Source organism: Streptomyces sp. NBC_00996, assembly GCF_045162675.1.
Classification (GTDB): Bacteria; Actinomycetota; Actinomycetes; order Streptomycetales; family Streptomycetaceae; genus Streptomyces.
Genome location: NZ_CP108723.1, coordinates 2192654 through 2208348, shown reverse-complemented (window position 1 = coordinate 2208348; position 15695 = coordinate 2192654). Strand labels below are relative to the sequence as shown.

15 protein-coding genes and 1 tRNA gene are annotated in these 15695 nt (G+C 70.5%); 10 read left to right on the top strand and 6 right to left on the bottom strand.

All coding sequences use genetic code 11. The annotated features are described in order from the left end of the window. Nucleotides 1–454 precede the first annotated feature (454 nt). A tRNA-Leu gene (locus OG390_RS10575) sits at nt 455–539 on the bottom strand. 186 nt (nt 540–725) lie between these two features. On the opposite strand from OG390_RS10575, the gene OG390_RS10570 reads away from it, so the two are divergent. The 3 genes from OG390_RS10570 to OG390_RS10560 all read left to right on the top strand — a co-directional run bounded on the left by OG390_RS10570 (nt 726) and on the right by OG390_RS10560 (nt 3419). Beyond that, entirely contained in the window at nt 726–2051 is a 1326-nt protein-coding gene (locus OG390_RS10570; protein ID WP_406166920.1) for a M20/M25/M40 family metallo-hydrolase, read from the top strand. A 178-nt stretch (nt 2052–2229) separates the two neighbouring features. Continuing rightward, complete coding sequence (chpH, locus tag OG390_RS10565; protein WP_010988036.1) at nt 2230–2463, top strand: chaplin ChpH; 234 nt, start codon at nt 2230–2232, stop codon at nt 2461–2463. Between the two features lie 146 nt (nt 2464–2609). Beyond that, the gene (locus OG390_RS10560) at nt 2610–3419 is read left to right on the top strand and encodes a chaplin (protein WP_406166918.1); all 810 of its coding nucleotides are present in this window, start codon (nt 2610–2612) and stop codon (nt 3417–3419) included. A 103-nt stretch (nt 3420–3522) separates the two neighbouring features. On the opposite strand, the gene OG390_RS10555 is transcribed toward OG390_RS10560, so the two are convergent. After that, a complete protein-coding gene (locus OG390_RS10555; RefSeq protein WP_028801646.1) occupies nt 3523–3711 on the bottom strand; it encodes a DUF5703 family protein in 189 nt (62 codons plus the stop codon). 47 nt (nt 3712–3758) lie between these two features. On the opposite strand from OG390_RS10555, the gene OG390_RS10550 reads away from it, so the two are divergent. After that, entirely contained in the window at nt 3759–4445 is a 687-nt protein-coding gene (locus OG390_RS10550) for a hypothetical protein (protein ID WP_399076709.1), read from the top strand. A gap of 202 nt (nt 4446–4647) precedes the next feature. Here OG390_RS10550 and OG390_RS10545 read toward each other — a convergent pair whose 3' ends face one another. Both OG390_RS10545 and OG390_RS10540 read right to left on the bottom strand, forming a co-directional pair. Beyond that, nucleotides 4648–6843, bottom strand: a complete 2196-nt coding sequence (locus OG390_RS10545; RefSeq protein ID WP_406166916.1) for a helix-hairpin-helix domain-containing protein — start codon at nt 6841–6843, stop codon at nt 4648–4650. Then, nucleotides 6840–7823, bottom strand: coding sequence for an aldo/keto reductase (locus OG390_RS10540; RefSeq protein ID WP_406166914.1), 984 nt, complete (start codon nt 7821–7823; stop codon nt 6840–6842). Before OG390_RS10540 ends, OG390_RS10545 begins: the two co-directional genes overlap by 4 nt. A gap of 151 nt (nt 7824–7974) precedes the next feature. On the opposite strand from OG390_RS10540, the gene OG390_RS10535 reads away from it, so the two are divergent. Together OG390_RS10535 and OG390_RS10530 are read left to right on the top strand one after the other, a co-directional pair. Continuing rightward, nucleotides 7975–9030, top strand: a complete 1056-nt coding sequence (locus OG390_RS10535; protein WP_399076701.1) for an LLM class F420-dependent oxidoreductase — start codon at nt 7975–7977, stop codon at nt 9028–9030. 229 nt (nt 9031–9259) lie between these two features. Next, nucleotides 9260–10048, top strand: coding sequence for a ferritin-like domain-containing protein (locus tag OG390_RS10530; protein ID WP_406166912.1), 789 nt, complete (start codon nt 9260–9262; stop codon nt 10046–10048). Between the two features lie 60 nt (nt 10049–10108). On the opposite strand, the gene corA is transcribed toward OG390_RS10530, so the two are convergent. Beyond that, a complete protein-coding gene (gene corA / locus OG390_RS10525; protein ID WP_406166911.1) occupies nt 10109–11107 on the bottom strand; it encodes a magnesium/cobalt transporter CorA in 999 nt (332 codons plus the stop codon). Between the two features lie 62 nt (nt 11108–11169). Here corA and OG390_RS10520 point away from each other — a divergent pair, with 62 nt between their 5' ends. From OG390_RS10520 to mshC, 4 genes are all read left to right on the top strand, one after another. Further along, a complete protein-coding gene (locus tag OG390_RS10520) occupies nt 11170–11856 on the top strand; it encodes a histidine phosphatase family protein (RefSeq protein WP_406166909.1) in 687 nt (228 codons plus the stop codon). Between the two features lie 120 nt (nt 11857–11976). Further along, complete coding sequence (locus tag OG390_RS10515) at nt 11977–12567, top strand: DUF3090 domain-containing protein (protein WP_189187836.1); 591 nt, start codon at nt 11977–11979, stop codon at nt 12565–12567. Beyond that, a complete protein-coding gene (locus OG390_RS10510) occupies nt 12531–13349 on the top strand; it encodes an SCO1664 family protein (RefSeq protein WP_406166907.1) in 819 nt (272 codons plus the stop codon). Before OG390_RS10515 ends, OG390_RS10510 begins: the two co-directional genes overlap by 37 nt. 368 nt (nt 13350–13717) lie before the next feature. Further along, a complete protein-coding gene (gene mshC / locus OG390_RS10505) occupies nt 13718–14947 on the top strand; it encodes a cysteine--1-D-myo-inosityl 2-amino-2-deoxy-alpha-D-glucopyranoside ligase (RefSeq protein WP_406166905.1) in 1230 nt (409 codons plus the stop codon). Between the two features lie 89 nt (nt 14948–15036). Here the strand turns inward: mshC and OG390_RS10500 are convergent, their stop codons facing one another. Beyond that, nucleotides 15037–15606, bottom strand: coding sequence for a hypothetical protein (locus OG390_RS10500; protein WP_406166903.1), 570 nt, complete (start codon nt 15604–15606; stop codon nt 15037–15039). Nucleotides 15607–15695 lie beyond the last annotated feature (89 nt).

Sequence of the window (15695 nt, the reverse complement as noted above, 5' to 3'; positions counted from 1 at the left end):
TCGAGGGCTACAACGGCTACGCCAAGAACCCCCTCGCCGAAGGCATCGAAGCCGCAGGCTCACGCCGCATCCGTGGCATCGCGGCCCAGACGATCCTCCTGGCCTTCCAGCTGGCCCACGCGAACCGCCGAAAGATCAAGAAGTGGCTTGAGACGCTCGCACTCGGCGGCGAGCGCCCCCGCCGCCGCAACCATCACAGGCAGAAGACCAAAGAGTCGGTCGGCTGGACACCCACCGGCCACCTGATGCCGGCTGCCTGACCGGGCCAGCCCCACCCCAGCACCACCCGGAAAACAACCCCCAGCACACGAAGCAGGGCCCCGGCGGTGAGGTATCTCACGGCCGGGGCCCTGCCACGTCCTCGACCGGGCCGCAGCCCACCACCACAACGAGAAACGGGCTCTCACCATGACTTCCGTCACTGGTGAGAGCCCGTTTCGTCGGTTTCTCGATGTGTCCGAGGGGGGACTTGAACCCCCACGCCCGATAAAGGGCACTAGCACCTCAAGCTAGCGCGTCTGCCATTCCGCCACCCGGACAAGGTGTCTGTCGCGCGGGTTTCCCTCGCGGCGACAGAGGAAACATTACCAGGCTTTCGAGGGCTCCTGATCACGCCCTGTTCCCGCGTGAACGGCGTGTGACGGGCCGGGACCGGCCTTGGGGAGGGGAGGGGGTCGGAGAGAGGATGAGGGGGACCACCAGCAGTGACAGTGGGAGGAAGCAGCGTGAGCGAGTCGAACACGGCCAGGAGCGTCTCTGGCGAGGACGAGGTCGTGGACCTCTGTCGCGAGCTGATCCGGATCGACACCAGCAACTACGGGGACCACTCCGGGCCCGGTGAGCGCGAGGCCGCGGAGTACGTGGCCGAGAAGCTCGCGGAGGTGGGGCTCGAACCGCAGATCTTCGAGTCGCACCGGGGTCGCGCCTCCACGGTGGCCCGTATCGAGGGCGAGGACCCCTCGCGGCCCGCACTGCTCATCCACGGCCACACCGACGTCGTCCCGGCGAACGCGGCGGACTGGACCCACGACCCCTTCTCCGGCGAGATCGCGGACGGCATGGTGTGGGGCCGCGGCGCGGTCGACATGAAGGACATGGACGCCATGACGCTGGCGGTCGTACGGGACCGACTGCGCAGTGGCAGGAAGCCCCCGCGCGACATCGTCCTGGCCTTTCTCGCGGACGAGGAAGCGGGCGGCACATGGGGTGCGCGGCACCTGGTCGACAACCACCCGGACCTCTTCGAGGGCGTCACGGAGGCGATCGGTGAGGTCGGCGGGTTCTCCTTCACGGTCAACGAGAAGCTGCGCCTGTATCTCGTCGAGACCGCCCAGAAGGGCATGCACTGGATGAAGCTGACCGTGGACGGCACCGCCGGTCACGGGTCGATGATCCACAAGGACAACGCGATCACCGAGCTGTCCGAGGCCGTCGGGCGGCTCGGCCGGCACAAGTTCCCGGTGCGCGTCACCAAGACACTGCGGCACTTCCTCGACGAACTCGGCGACGCGCTCGGCACCGAACTCGACCCCGAGAACATGGACGAGACGCTCGCCAGACTCGGCGGAATCGCCAAGCTCATCGGCGCCTCGCTGCAGAACACCGCCAATCCGACCCAGCTGGGTGCCGGTTACAAGGTCAACGTGATTCCCGGGCAGGCCACCGCGCATGTCGACGGGCGTTATCTGCCGGGGTACGAGGAGGAATTCCTCGCCGACCTGGACCGGATTCTCGGCCCGTGCGTCAAGCGTGCGGACGTGCACGCGGACAAGGCGCTGGAGACCAGCTTCGACGGCGCACTCGTCGACGCGATGCAGACCGCGCTGTCCGCCGAGGACCCGATCGCGCGTGCCGTGCCCTACATGCTCTCGGCCGGCACCGACGCCAAGTCCTTCGCGGACCTCGGCATCCGCTGCTTCGGGTTCGCCCCGCTGAAGCTGCCGCCGGAGTTGGACTTCGCGGGCATGTTCCACGGCGTCGACGAGCGGGTGCCGGTGGATGCGCTGCAGTTCGGCGTACGCGTGCTCGACCGCTTCATCGACGCGTCCTGAATCGTCCGTTGGGCGTCCTGAATTCGCCTACTGAAACGAAACTTCAGTATTCGCCAGCCTGTGCGGAACCGACTGAGAAGAGTGAATGCGACCATAAGCTCGTAGCTCTACTACTCCCTCCTCGTTACAAGTGACGTGATCCGCTACTTGGGATCGCATTTGCCAACAAGGAGGAATAATGATCAAGAAGGTCGTCGCTGCTGCGGCTGCCACTGGTGGTCTGGTTCTCGCGGGTGCGGGTCTGGCCGTCGCCGACTCGGGTGCCCAGGGTGCCGCCGTGCACTCCCCGGGTGTTGTGTCCGGCAACGTCATCCAGGTGCCCGTTCACGTCCCGGTGAACGTCTGCGGCAACACGGTCTCCGTGATCGGGCTGCTGAACCCCGCCTTCGGCAACACCTGCATCAACAAGTGACGTTGTGCCTCACCCCATGAGGTTCTGAGCCCGTCGGCCCCGGATCGTGCCATGCGCTCCGGGGCCGACGGTCTTTCCGCACACGCACTGGGGGTGCGTGCGCGTTCCGGATGGTCCAAGCCAAGGACTAAGGCAGGGATACAGCTATGCGACAGGTCACCCGCAAGGGCCTGATGACCGTGGCGGCCGCGACCGGCGTACTCGCCGCGACGGGCGGCTACGCACACGCCGACTCGGGTGCGAACGGCTTCAGTTCGGACTCGCCCGGCGTGCTGTCGGGCAACACGGTGCAGGCGCCGGTGCACGCGCCGGTCAATGTCTGCGGCAACACCGTGAACGTCGTCGGGGTGCTCAACCCGGCGATGGGCAACACGTGCGTCAACCACGGCGGCGGCAGCGGTTCGTCCGGGGGCGACTCCGGCTCGCACTCCGGCGGCGGCTCCCAGGCCGGCGGCCACACCAGTGACTCGCCGGGCGTGGGCTCCGGCAACCACGTGCAGGTGCCGATCGACGCGCCGGTCAACGTCTGCGGCAACAGCGTCAATGTGATCGGCATCGGCAACGCGGCGGCGGGCAACGACTGCGCCAACGGGACGGGCGGCGGTCACTCCACCACTCCGCCCGGCGGCGGTCACGAGACGCCGCCTCCGGGTCAGCCCGGGCACCCCGGTCAGCCTGGGCACCCTGGTCAGCCTGGGCACCCTGGTCAGCCGAGTCAGCCCGGCACTCCGGGTCATCCCGGCCACCCGGGCCAGCCGTCCAACCCCGGAGGCAGGACGCCGGGCGGCTCCTCGCATGCCAACCACCCGGGGGCGCAGTCCGCCGCCCAGCCCCAGGGCACCGCGCAGCTCGCGCACACCGGCAGTGACCTGCCGCTCGGTTTGGTCGTGCCCATCGGCGCCGGCGCGCTGCTGGCGGGTGCCGTGCTCTACCGCAGGGCGCGATCGGCGGCGTAAAACGGTACGAACCAGATCGTAACGCCGCGAACTTCCCTGGTGGCGTGGAGAACGGAGTGGGCCCCGCGAGTGCGTGGCCCACTCCGTTTTCAGCCGCCTTCCGTCACCACGTGGCGCGCACCTGGCGGATGATCCTCCGGCGCAACCTCACCTTGCGGCTGCCGTCGCGCAGCAGGCTCAGGCGGTCCAATTCCCAGTGTCCGTACTCGGCATGGTCCGTCAGCAGGCGCGTCGTTTCCTTGCGGGAGACCCCGCGAGGTACGTACACGTCGACAAATTCGTATTCCGGCATCGCATCTATTGTGCGGGCAGAGCCCGTGTACGGATAGCGTCTGCACTATGTCTGATGCTGTGCAGCCCACCGCTGCCGAGGTACGCGCCGCCGCCGAGGCGGTCAAGACCGCGCTCGACCGCCACCTGGCCGCGGTCGAGCGCAGGACGGGTGAAGACGACCCGGGCGTCTACGAGGCGTTCAATGAGCTGGCCGCCGCGGCCGAGGAGTACGACGAGCTCCTCTACGACCGCTACGACGAGGTCACGCCCTTCGAGATCCCCGGCAGCGACGACACGCTGCCGCCGTACACGGGCCCCGAGGAGCCGAATGCGCTGAGCGTACTGATCCGCCGGGACTACGCGGTGGCGGAACCGCAGCGACTGCTGGCACAGGCCCAGCGTGTGGAAGCCGTCGAGGAGGAGGGTGCCACCGCCACCGCGGGCTTCGACGCGGCGGCCGGCACGATCCATGGGGCGCTCGGGGTCCTGTTCGGCGAGTTCGAACCGGATGAGATCGCCTCCCGGCACAAGGAGTTCGGCCTGGAGGAGGGCGACTCCACACTCTGGGTGACCGCCGCCGACGAACCCGCCGAGCCCGGCGAATGGCTGGAGACCCCGTTCGATGCGATCGACCCGCAACGCGTGGTCTGCCGCTTCGACGTCAGCGCGGTCTTCGACGACGAGTCGGACGACGACCTGGAGGACGACCTCGGCCACGACGGCGACCTGGAGCCCATGGACGCGGACCGCTGAGTCCCGCCGTTGTGGCTCCGGGCGTGCGTGCGCCGACGGCCGGCCGCCGTGGCAGCCGTCCCAGCTGCGGGCCATCGTCCCGCTGGGGCGGCAGCGGTCCCACAGAAAGCGGCGCCTTGTAAGCGCCGAGCAGCGCACCCCTCCCCGGTCCCCCCGGCGCCGGGAGGACCGGCACAAGTGGTGGTGCACTCCGGCCCGGGGTTCAGCCGGCCGCCGGTACCTGCGCCTTGAGCAAGGCAGGCAGGCGTGTGGTGCGCGGCTTCGGCGGCACCTCCGCCACCGCCCGCTGCAAGGCCCCCTCCACCCCGTGGACCACGGACAGATGACGCTCGGCGCGGCCGAAGGCCGTGTACACCCAGGGCCTGGTCAGGGACTGGGCGGCATCGCCGGGGAGCACCACGACCACGGCGGGCCAGCGCGAGCCGACCGCCTGGTGCGCCGTGAGCGCCCACCCGTGCCGCACGGACTGCTCCACCCGCTCCTTCGGTACGACGACGGGGAGCCCCGCGCACTCCAGGTGCAGCCCCTCGGCGTCGGCCTTCACCACATGCCCCGGCACCGAGCGCCCCGGCGTGGGGGAGTATGCGATCCGGTCGCCCGGGTCGAAGCCGCCGAAGCGGCCGGGACCGGGGTTCAGCCGCTCCTTGAGCGCGGTGTTGAGGGCGCGCGTGCCGACTGCACCGCCGTGCCCCGGCGTGATCACCTGCGTCTGCTCGGCCGGGATGCCGATCGCGCGCGGCACCGAGTCCGCGACCAGCTGCACGGTCCGGTGCACCGCCTCGCCGGCGTCGCGCACCGGGACGATCACGACCTCCTTGCCGGGCGCCTCGACCTGGTTCAGCTCACCGATCCCGACCCCGGAGACCAGCTCGCCGATGGGCCCGGGGTCGGGCGTCCGGGAAGCCACCTGCGGGCAGGCACGGGCGGCGAGCAGATCCGCGAAGACCCTCCCCGGACCCGTCGACCACAGCACCCCGGGGTCCCCGCTCAGCACCAGCCGCGCGCCGTCCGGCAGCGACTCGGCGAGCACGGCCGCCGTCTCGACGTCGAGCTGCGGTGCGTCCAGGACGACCAGGAGGTCGAGATCGAAGGCGCCGTCGGCGTCACGGCCCGGGCCCTCGGCGCCGGAAAGGAGCCCGGCGACGGTGGCGACCGGCGTGCCCACGCCTTCTTCGGCGTCGTCCGGCAGGTCGCGCAGGGCCGGCTGGGCCGTGAAACGGTCGCGGCCGCCCGGAGTGTGCGTGGCGGCCCAGCCGCGCAGGCCGAGACCGCGCGCGGCGCGCAGCAGCACCGCAGCTTCGGCCTGGGACGCGTCCCCGCCCGTGTGAAGGACCAGGCCGTGGCCCGCGACCGCGCGGATCAGCTCGGCGGCGGAGCGCGTGGTCGACGTGGCGGCCTGCTCCCATTCGGCGGCCGAACCGTCCTCCTTCGGCACGGAGTTCATCACCCGGGCCAGTCCGTCGGCGAGGCTCTCCTCGGCCAGGGCGTACCGCTCCAGGCCCACCAGGACGCGGACCGGGCGCTCCTCGCCCTCCTCGGCACCCTCCTCCTGACCGGGCGCCGCCGTGCCGAGCGCGTCCTGGAAGACCAGGGCCTCGCCCTCCGCCAGGGTGCTCTGTACAGCCGCGTCCGGGTCCGGCACCGCGCGCTGAGCGAGCGCGGCGGTGAGCGCTGGGGCGTCCAAGGCGGTGTGTCCGGCGAGGGCAGCCTGCTCCAGGAGCCAGACGGTGAGTGCCCGGCCGCGCCGCTCGTCGGACGGGCCGCACTCCGCGCCGAGCAGCGCGCGGGCGAATCCGTCGGCCTGCTCGGGCCGTACCCCGAAGACGCGCAGCAACTGCCAGGGGTCGTCGCGGAGTTGCTCGTCGGCACCCTCGCCCAGGGCCGCGGCGACCTGGGCGGCGAGCGCGTCGGGCGCACCGCCCTCGGTCAGCACGGCCCGTACGGCCTCCACGGTCTCCGGTGCGGCCGCCGACGGTGCGGCCGCCGAGGAGGCCATGGGCTGCGGCCGCCGCACGGGCTCCTGCGCAACCCTGCGCGGCGCGGGCTCCGGCTCATGGAACGCGGTGGCCACGGGCTTCTCACCGCTCTCCACGGCTCGCACCGCCGCGAGCAGATCCGCGGCCTTCCCGCTGAGCTTGGCCCCGGCCTCGACCGGCCCCTGCTTCTCGGCCTTCCGCCGCTCGATGCGCTCCCGCTCCAGACGCTGGGCCGCCAGCTCGGCCTCGGCCTCGGACAACTGGGCGGCACCTTCGGAGGCTTCGGTGTCCCCGGAGGCTTCCGCGTCCCCGCCTTCGGCGGGTGCGGCCGCGTCGTCCGCGGCTGCCTCGGCGCCTTCGGCCGTGTCCGCGCCCGGCGTCCCCGGCTCCGCTTCCTCCGTGGTCTCGGGCTCCGTGCTCACAGCGTGCTCCAGTCGTGATCGGGATAGTGGTGCACCGGCGCGGACACGTCGTCGAGCGCCCGGCAGATCTCGTCAGGAAGACTAAGGGTCTCCACTGACAACGCCGCCGTGAGCTGCTGCGCGTTGCGCGCGCCGACGATGGGGGCGGCGACGCCGGGCCGGTCGCGGACCCAGGCGAGAGCCACCTGGAGCGGGGTCACCGCGAGACCGTCCGCGGCGGTCGTCACCGCGTCCACGATGCTGCTCGCCGTGTCGTCCAGGTACGGCGCGACGAAGGGCGCGAGGTGCTCCGAGCCGCCCCGGGAGTCGGACGGTGTCCCGCCCCGGTACTTGCCCGTGAGCACACCCCGCCCGAGCGGTGAGGAGGGCAGCAGTCCGACGCCCAGGTCGAGGGCGGCCGGCAGTACCTCCCGCTCGACGCCGCGCTGGAGCAGGGAGTACTCCATCTGCGTACTGGCGAGGCGTGTCCGTGTCCCGGGCGCCGCGAGCTGCCAGGTCGCCGCCTTGGCGAGCTGCCAGCCGCAGAAGTTGGACACTCCCGCGTAGCGCGCGCGGCCGCTGCTCACCGCGAGGTCGAGCGCGTGAAGGGTCTCGTCCAGGGGGGTGTCGGGGTCGTACGCGTGGACGTGCCACAGGTCCACGTAGTCCGTGCCGAGGCGGGCGAGAGAGTCGTCGAGCGCCGACAGCAGATGGCCGCGCGAGCCGTCGAAGCGACGGTCGGGGTCGGGCACGCTGCCCGCCTTCGTCGAGATGACCAGGTCCCGGCGCGGCACGAGCCCCTCTGTGAGGCGTCCGAGCAGATACTCGGCCTCCCCGTCCCCGTACACGTCCGCGGTGTCGACGAGGGTCCCGCCCGCCTCCCAGAAGACCTTCAAGAGGTCCGCGGCGTCATGCTCGTCCGTGTCCCGCCCCCATGTGAGGGTGCCGAGTCCGATCCGGGACACACGCAGGCCGTTACGGCCGAGATACCTCTGCTCCATGGACGCCGAGATTACTGGCCAGAACTCGATACGTGGGGGCCCTGTGGACAACGAGGTTCGGGCCGGTGCGAGCCCGTCCCTGCCGCCGCGCCCACCAGCGCGCTAGGGTCTCCCGAACAAGGGACGTTACTGATCGGTAAGGGGATCGGCCATGCAGCTCGGGATCAACCTCGGCTACTGGGGCGCCGGAATGGACGCGGACAATCTCGCCGTCGCCCAGGAGGCGGACCGGCTCGGATATGCCGTCTGCTGGGCTGCCGAGGCCTACGGCTCCGACGCGGCGACCGTGCTCTCGTGGGTCGCCGCCCAGACCGAGCGCATCGATGTCGGCTCGGCCATCTTCCAGATCCCGGCCCGCCAGCCCGCGATGACCGCGATGACCGCCGCCACCCTCGACTCGCTGTCGGGCGGACGCTTCCGCCTCGGCCTCGGCGTCTCCGGACCGCAGGTCTCCGAGGGCTGGTACGGCGTCAAGTTCGACAAGCCGCTGGCGCGCACCCGCGAGTACGTGGAGATCGTACGGAAGGCGATGACGCGCGAGCGCCTCTCGTACGAGGGCGAGCACTGGACGCTGCCGCTGCCCGGTGGCCCGGGCAAGCCGATCAAGCTGACCGTGCACCCCGAGCGCGAGCACATCCCGCTGTACGTCGCCGCGATCGGCCCCAAGAACCTGGAGCAAACCGGCGAGATCGCCGACGGCGCGCTGTTGATCTTCCCCTCCGCCGACCACCTCGAGGACACCGCGATCAAGTATCTGCGCGCGGGCCGCGAGAAGGCCGGCAAGACGATGGAGGGCTTCGACGTCTGCCCGACGCTGCCGCTGGCCCTCGGCGACGACAAGAACGTGACCGCGCTCGCCGACATGTTCCGCCCGTACACCGCGCTGTACGTCGGCGGCATGGGCAGCCGCAAGCAGAACTTCTACAACCAGCTCGCCCAGCGCATGGGGTACGAGAAGGAAGCCGCCGAGATTCAGGACAAGTACCTGTCCGGCGACAAGGAGGGTGCGGCCGCCGCCGTCCCGCACGCCCTGATCGACCAGACCACCCTGCTCGGTTCCGTCGACCGCATCGCCGACCGCATGAAGGCGTATGCCGCCGCCGGGGTCACCACGCTCACACTGGCGCCCGCGGGATTCACGCTGGACGACCGGCTCGCCTCGCTCCGGGCCGGTTCCGACGCGCTGGAGCGGGCGGGGCTCGCGTAACGCGCGGAGTAGCAGGTCGAAGGAGAGTTTCTACGGCCGTGGTGGGGGCTCGGGGGGTCTTCCCCGCCACGGCCGTCACGAGGAACAACGCGTCGGCGCCCCCTTGGTTACGCGCCCGTGCCTCCCTCCTCCTCCGTCGTTTGGCGGATTTGTCCGACACATCGGTTGCCGCGCTCCTGGCATCCCATTTGACTCGTTTTCTGCGTAACCCTGCAGAAAGGTGTCCGTGATGCTTTCGGCCAAGAGTCTGTTCCAGGAGATCCTCGACGACGACGAGTCGTTCCGGCTGTTCTGCTCCATCGCCGCCAGTGGGGAATCGCAGGGGGGCTGGGAGAACGGCCGGATCGCGACCCTCGTTCCGCGGAGCGAGCGCGCGCTCGCGCCCAAGATCGCTCGACACGGCGCCGACGAGGACAAACACGGGCGGATCTTCAACGCCCTGATGAAGAGGCGCGGCCTGGAACCCGTCGAGGTCCCCTCCGACACCGACTACACCATGCTCCTGGAACGGCGCGGCATCGGCCTCGCACACGAGAAGCTCAAGGACGACCAGCCGCTCACCGTGCAGGACATCGTCACGTATCTCGCCCACAGCCGGGTCACCGAGCAGCGCGCCTCCGAGCAGATGGAGCTGCTGCGCAAGCACTTCGCGCACCACCCGGACATCGGCCGTGCGGTGAGGATGATCTCCAACGACGAGGACGACCACCTCGCCTACTGCCACGAGGAACTGCTGCGTTTCGCGTACGCCGGGCACGGCCGCGCCATTCAGCAGACGCTGCGCGAGTGCGCGCACGCCGAGATCCGCATCTACCGGGACGTCAGCCTCGCCGTCATGGCCCACATGGGGCACATTCTCGGCTGGCCCAGGGTCAAGGTGGCGGCGCTCGCCGCGGGCATTCACGCCGTCTACGTCTACGAGCGGGCCGCCGGCTGGCGCCGGATGGTCTCCCTGAAGATGCCTGAGCGGCGCGACGCACTGGCCGGGCCGGCGGCGGCCGCTCCCGAGTTCGCGTGATCGACCTTCACGCGTGTGTGGAACCCCTCACGATCCCCATGAGAAGCCCGATGTGTTCTGTCACAGCCAGCCCCGCCGCTTGAAGAGGCGATGCAGGCCGAGTTCCAGCATGACCAGCACCAGGATCAGTGCCGGATACGACCACAGCCAGTGCAGCTCCGGCATGTGGTCGAAATTCATCCCGTAGATCCCGGCGATCATCGTGGGGACCGCGGCCATGGCCGCCCATGCGGAGATCTTCCGCACGTCGTCGTTCTGCCGCACGGTCATCTGCCCGAGATGCGCCGAGAGAATGTCCGAGACCAGCCGGTCCAGACCCTCGACCATCTCGTTCACCCGCGTCAGATGGTCGCTGACGTCCCGGAAGAACGGCTGTGCCTTGTCGTGCACAAAGGGCAGCGATGCCAGGAAGGGCCCGATGCCCGCGAGCCGGACCAGCGGCTGGGCCAGCGGGCCCGTGGCCCTGCGGAACTCGAGGATCTGCCGCTTGAAGTTGTAGATCCGGGACGCGCTGCTCCGGGAGCCGCCACTGGACGGCGAGAACACCTCCGTCTCCAGCTCCTCCAAGTCCGTTCCCAGCTCGCCCGCGACGTCCACGTAGTGGTCGACCACGGCGTCGGCGATCGAGTACAGCACCGCCGTCGGACCGTGCCGGAGCATCTCGGGCTCCTCTTCCAGCCGGTGCCGCACGGCCGCGAGGGGCGACTCCTCACCGTGCCGCACGGTGACGACGAACGAGTCCCCGATGAAGACCATGACCTCGCCGGACGAGACGGTGTCGTGCTCCGCGTCGTACGCCACCGGCTTGAGGACCATGAACAGCGAGTCGTCGTACACCTCCAGCTTGGGGCGCTGATGCGCCTTGAGGGCGTCCTCGATTGCCAGGGGGTGCAGTGCGAACTCCTCCGTGACGCGGTCGAACTCCTTCTCCGTGGGCTCGTACAGGCCGATCCAGACGAATGCGTCATGCCCGGCACGGCACTGCGCCAAGGCGTCGGAGAGGTCGAAGGGGCCCTCCGTCCGGCGCCCGTCACGATAGACGGCGCAGTCGACGATCACGGAGAGTATTGTCCCGCCGTCCGGCAGGAGACGCACCCCGGCGGGCGCCTAGGCTGGACCGCATGCCCACCCTGATCCTCGTCCGGCACGGACGTTCCACCGCCAACACCGCGGGACTGCTCGCCGGCTGGACGCCCGGCGTCGCCCTCGACGAGCGCGGCGCCCAGCAGGCCGCGGCGCTGCCCGGGCGGCTCGCCGAGCTGTCGATCTCCGAGGTCGTCACCAGCCCCCTGCAGCGCTGCCAGGAGACCATCCAGCCGCTGCTCGACGCTCGTCCCGAGCTGAGGGTGCACACCGACGAGCGCATCGGGGAGGCCCATTACGGCGACTGGTCCGGCCGCAAGCTCGCCGAGCTGAAGGACGAACCGCTGATGGAGGTCGTACAGGCGCATCCGTCCGCGGCCGCGTTCCCCGGCGGCGAGTCGATGCGGGCCATGCAGACACGGGCCGCCGAGGCGGTGCGCGAGTGGAACGCGCGCGTGGAGCGCGATCACGGCGGTGATGCCGTGTACCTCATGTGTTCGCACGGCGACATCATCAAATCCCTCGTCGCGGACGCACTCGGACTTCATCTCGACCTCTTCCAGCGGATCTCTGTCGAACCGTGTTCCATCACCGCGATCCGTTACACACGCATGAGGCCGTTTCTCGTACGCCTCGGCGACACCGGTGACTTCGCGTCCCTGGCGCCGCGCGAGGAACCCCCAGGCGGAGACGCCACGGTGGGGGGCGGTGCGGGCGCACCGTGATCGTCGGCCGCAGTAGGGTGAAGCGGTCGAAGCAGCACAGTAGTTGTCAGCAGGTTCTCAGCAGCCGATGCGGGCCGGAGCAGTCAGCCGGTCCTCATGTCGATTCAATGGAGACAGGACGTGTCCCGTCAGGTGTTCCTCTACGACCCCCCGGACCGCTTCGTGGCCGGTACGGTCGGGTTGCCCGGGCGCCGTACCTTCTTCCTGCAGGCATCCTCGGGGCCCCGGGTGACCAGCGTGGCCCTGGAGAAGACCCAGGTCGCCGCGCTCGCCGAGCGCATGGACGAGCTCCTCGACGAGGTCGTACGGCGCACCGGTGGCAGCGCGCCCGTTCCGGCCGTGGCCCCGACCGAGGTGTCCGACACCGCGCCCCTCGACACCCCCGTGGAGGAGGAGTTCCGGGTCGGCACCATGGCGCTGGCCTGGGACGGTGACGAGCAGCGCATGATCGTCGAGGCGCAGGCCCTCGTGGAGCTCGACGCGGACTCCGAGGAGGACCTCGCCGAGGCCGAGGAGCGGCTGCTCCAGGACGAGGAGAACGGTCCGCCGATGCTCCGGGTCCGGCTCACCGGCGCGCAGGCCCGGGCCTTCGCCAAGCGCGCCCTCGACGTCGTCAACGCGGGCCGGCCGCCCTGCCCGCTGTGCAGCCTCCCGCTCGACCCGGAAGGACACGTATGTCCGCGCCAGAACGGATACCGCCGCGGAGCGTGACCACGGCCGAGTTGCTCGCCGAGGGCGAGCTGAAGGTACGCGGACGGATCCGTGAGGCGTCGAACGCGGTGCTCTACTGCTCCGTGTCCTATGAGGGCCGGGACGCGTTCTGCGTCTACAAGCCGATCGCAGGGGAGCGGCCCCTGTGGGACTTCCCGGACGGCACGCTGGCGCAGCGCGAGGTCGCGGCGTACGAGGTGTCCGAGGCGACCGGATGGGGGCTCGTGCCGCCCACCGTGCTGCGCGACGGGCCGTACGGGGAGGGCATGTGCCAGCTGTGGATCGAGGCTTCCCCGGAGGCCGAGCTGCTCGCCCTGGTGGACCGTGAGGAGCCCGAGGAGGGCTGGAAGGCGATTGGCTTCGCCGAGGTCGGTGAGGGGAAGACGGCGCTGTTGGTGCACGCCGACGATGTGCGGCTGCGGCGGCTCGCCGTGCTCGATGCCGTGATCAACAACGCCGACCGCAAGGGCGGGCATCTGTTGCCCGTCGGTGAGGGGCGGCTGTACGGGATCGACCACGGAGTCACCTTCAACGCCGAGAACAAGCTGCGCACGCTGTTGTGGGGATGGGCGGGGGAGGCGCTGACGGCGGACGCGGTGTCCGTGCTCGGGTCCCTGAGGGACGGCTTGGCGTCCGGCGCAGCGCTTTCCACTCGGCTGGCCGAACTCATCACTGCCGCGGAGATTGATGCCACACGCGCGCGCGTCTCGGCGATGCTCGCCTCCGGTAAGCACCCGGAGCCGAGTGGGGAGTGGCCTGCGATTCCTTGGCCGCCGGTGTGAGGGTGACCACGTCCCGGGGCTGAGCTGGGGTGGGTGCGCTCACCGGCGCTCGCCGGGTGCCACTGCGCCCACCCGCGCCGCTCCGGCGGCACGGTTGCCTGTGGCTGGGGCGGGCGAGCTGTCGGCTCGGCGGCACGGTTGCCTGTGGCTGGGGGCGGGTGCGCTGCCGCCTCAGCGCACGGTTGCCCGCAGTTGGGGCGGGTGCGCTGCCTCCCGGGCGGCACGATGGCCCGTAGCTCGGACGGGTGGGCTGCCGCCCCGGCGAGGTGCGCAAAAGCACACCCTCCGGTGTCGCGCAAGAGTGTCTGCTCGGCCATCACGTGCTGGCCGGTTCGTATGCGGAACTTCCGTCCGGTTAGGCTCATGACATGCATGCCTGGCCCGCTTCTGAGGTCCCCGCCCTGCCCGGTGAGGGCCGCGACCTCCGGATCCACGACACCGCGACCGGTGGCCTCGTCACCCTTGCCCCCGGTCCCGTCGCCCGTATCTACGTGTGCGGCATCACGCCGTACGACGCGACCCACATGGGTCACGCGGCGACCTACAACGCGTTCGACCTCGTTCAGCGCGTGTGGCTCGACACCAAGCGGCAGGTTCACTACGTCCAGAACGTGACCGACGTCGACGACCCGCTCCTGGAGCGCGCGGAGCGCGACGGCGTCGACTGGGTGGGACTCGCCGAGAAGGAGACCGCCCTCTTCCGTGAGGACATGACCGCCCTGCGGATGCTGCCGCCTCGGCACTACATCGGCGCCGTCGAGGCGATACCCGGCATCGTGCCGCTCGTCGAGCGGCTGCGGGACGCGGGAGCGGCGTACGAGCTCGAAGGGGATGTGTACTTCTCCGTCGAGTCCGACCCGCACTTCGGCCAGGTGTCCAACCTGGACGCCGCCGCGATGCGCCTGCTGTCCGCCGAGCGCGGGGGTGACCCGGACCGTCCGGGCAAGAAGAACCCGCTCGACCCGATGCTCTGGATGGCGGCCCGCGAGGGCGAGCCGAGCTGGGACGGCGGCTCGCTGGGCCGCGGCCGGCCCGGCTGGCACATCGAGTGCGTCGCCATCGCCCTCGACCACCTCGGGATGGGCTTCGACGTCCAGGGCGGCGGCTCCGACCTCGCCTTCCCGCACCACGAGATGGGCGCGTCCCACGCCCAGGTGCTGACCGGCGAGTTCCCGATGGCCAAGGCGTACGTGCACGCCGGCATGGTCGCCCTCGACGGCGAGAAGATGTCGAAGTCCAAGGGCAACCTGGTCTTCGTGTCCAAGCTCCGGCACGATGGCGTCGACCCGGCCGCCATACGGCTCGCGTTGCTCGCGCACCACTACCGCGCCGACTGGGAATGGACGGACTCCGTCCTCGAAGAGGCCGTCGCGCGTGTGGAGAACTGGCGGGCGGCGGTGTCGCGGCCCGACGGCCCGTCCGCCGACGCGCTCGTCGAGGAGATCCGCGACGCCCTGGCGAACGACCTGGACGCGCCGGCGGCGCTCGCCGCGGTCGACCGCTGGGCCGCGCTCCAGCACGAGCGGGGCGGCACGGACGAGGGCGCCCCCGGCGTCGTGTCGCGCGCCGTGGACGCCCTCCTCGGAGTGGCTCTCTAACAACTGCTACAGCAGCACCAACAGCAACGGCCGGGCGCCGGGCGGGTTCTCACCCGCCCGGCGCCCTCTGTACGAGGAGCCGTCCGCCGCTACTTGTTCACGATGACGGCCTGGATGGCGCCGCTGGTGGAGTCGTAGATCCCGATGACCTGCTGCCCGTAGGCGAAGGCTTCCTGGACCTCGTCATGCGTCACCTGGTTGGGGTTGACCAGGCCGTGCCACACGTTGTTGATGAGCAGGTAGAGGATCGACGGCTGGCCCGGGAGCGGCGTGACGACGTCCCAGAACCGCGTGGCCACGCCACTCACCAGTGCCTGGCTCTCGACAGCGCTCGGCAGGACCAGCGGCTGGCCCAGCTGCTGTTGCTGCTGCCCGCCGAGCTGCTGGAGCAGCTGCTGGAAGGGCTGCTGCTGACCGAGCTGCTGGAGCTGCTGCTGCAGATGCGGCGGAATCTGCTGCGGCATCTGTTGCGACGGATTCTGCTGCTGGCCGATGCCCTGCTGACCGTACGGCTGCTGCATCTGCTGCCCGAACGGCTGCTGCTGGCCGATGCCCTGCTGCTGCCCGAACTGCTGCGGAGGTGCCGTGGTCGGGCCCTGCTGGCCCATGTGCTGTCCTTGCTGCTGTCCCAGTTGGCTCATCTGCGGGGTGGTGCTCATGCGGGTGCCACCTTCCCTCATTGGTTGAGCATTGGTTGGGTTCCCTCGGCCCGTGACGGTCGGCCCGCCATGGTCAGCCCGTGACGGTC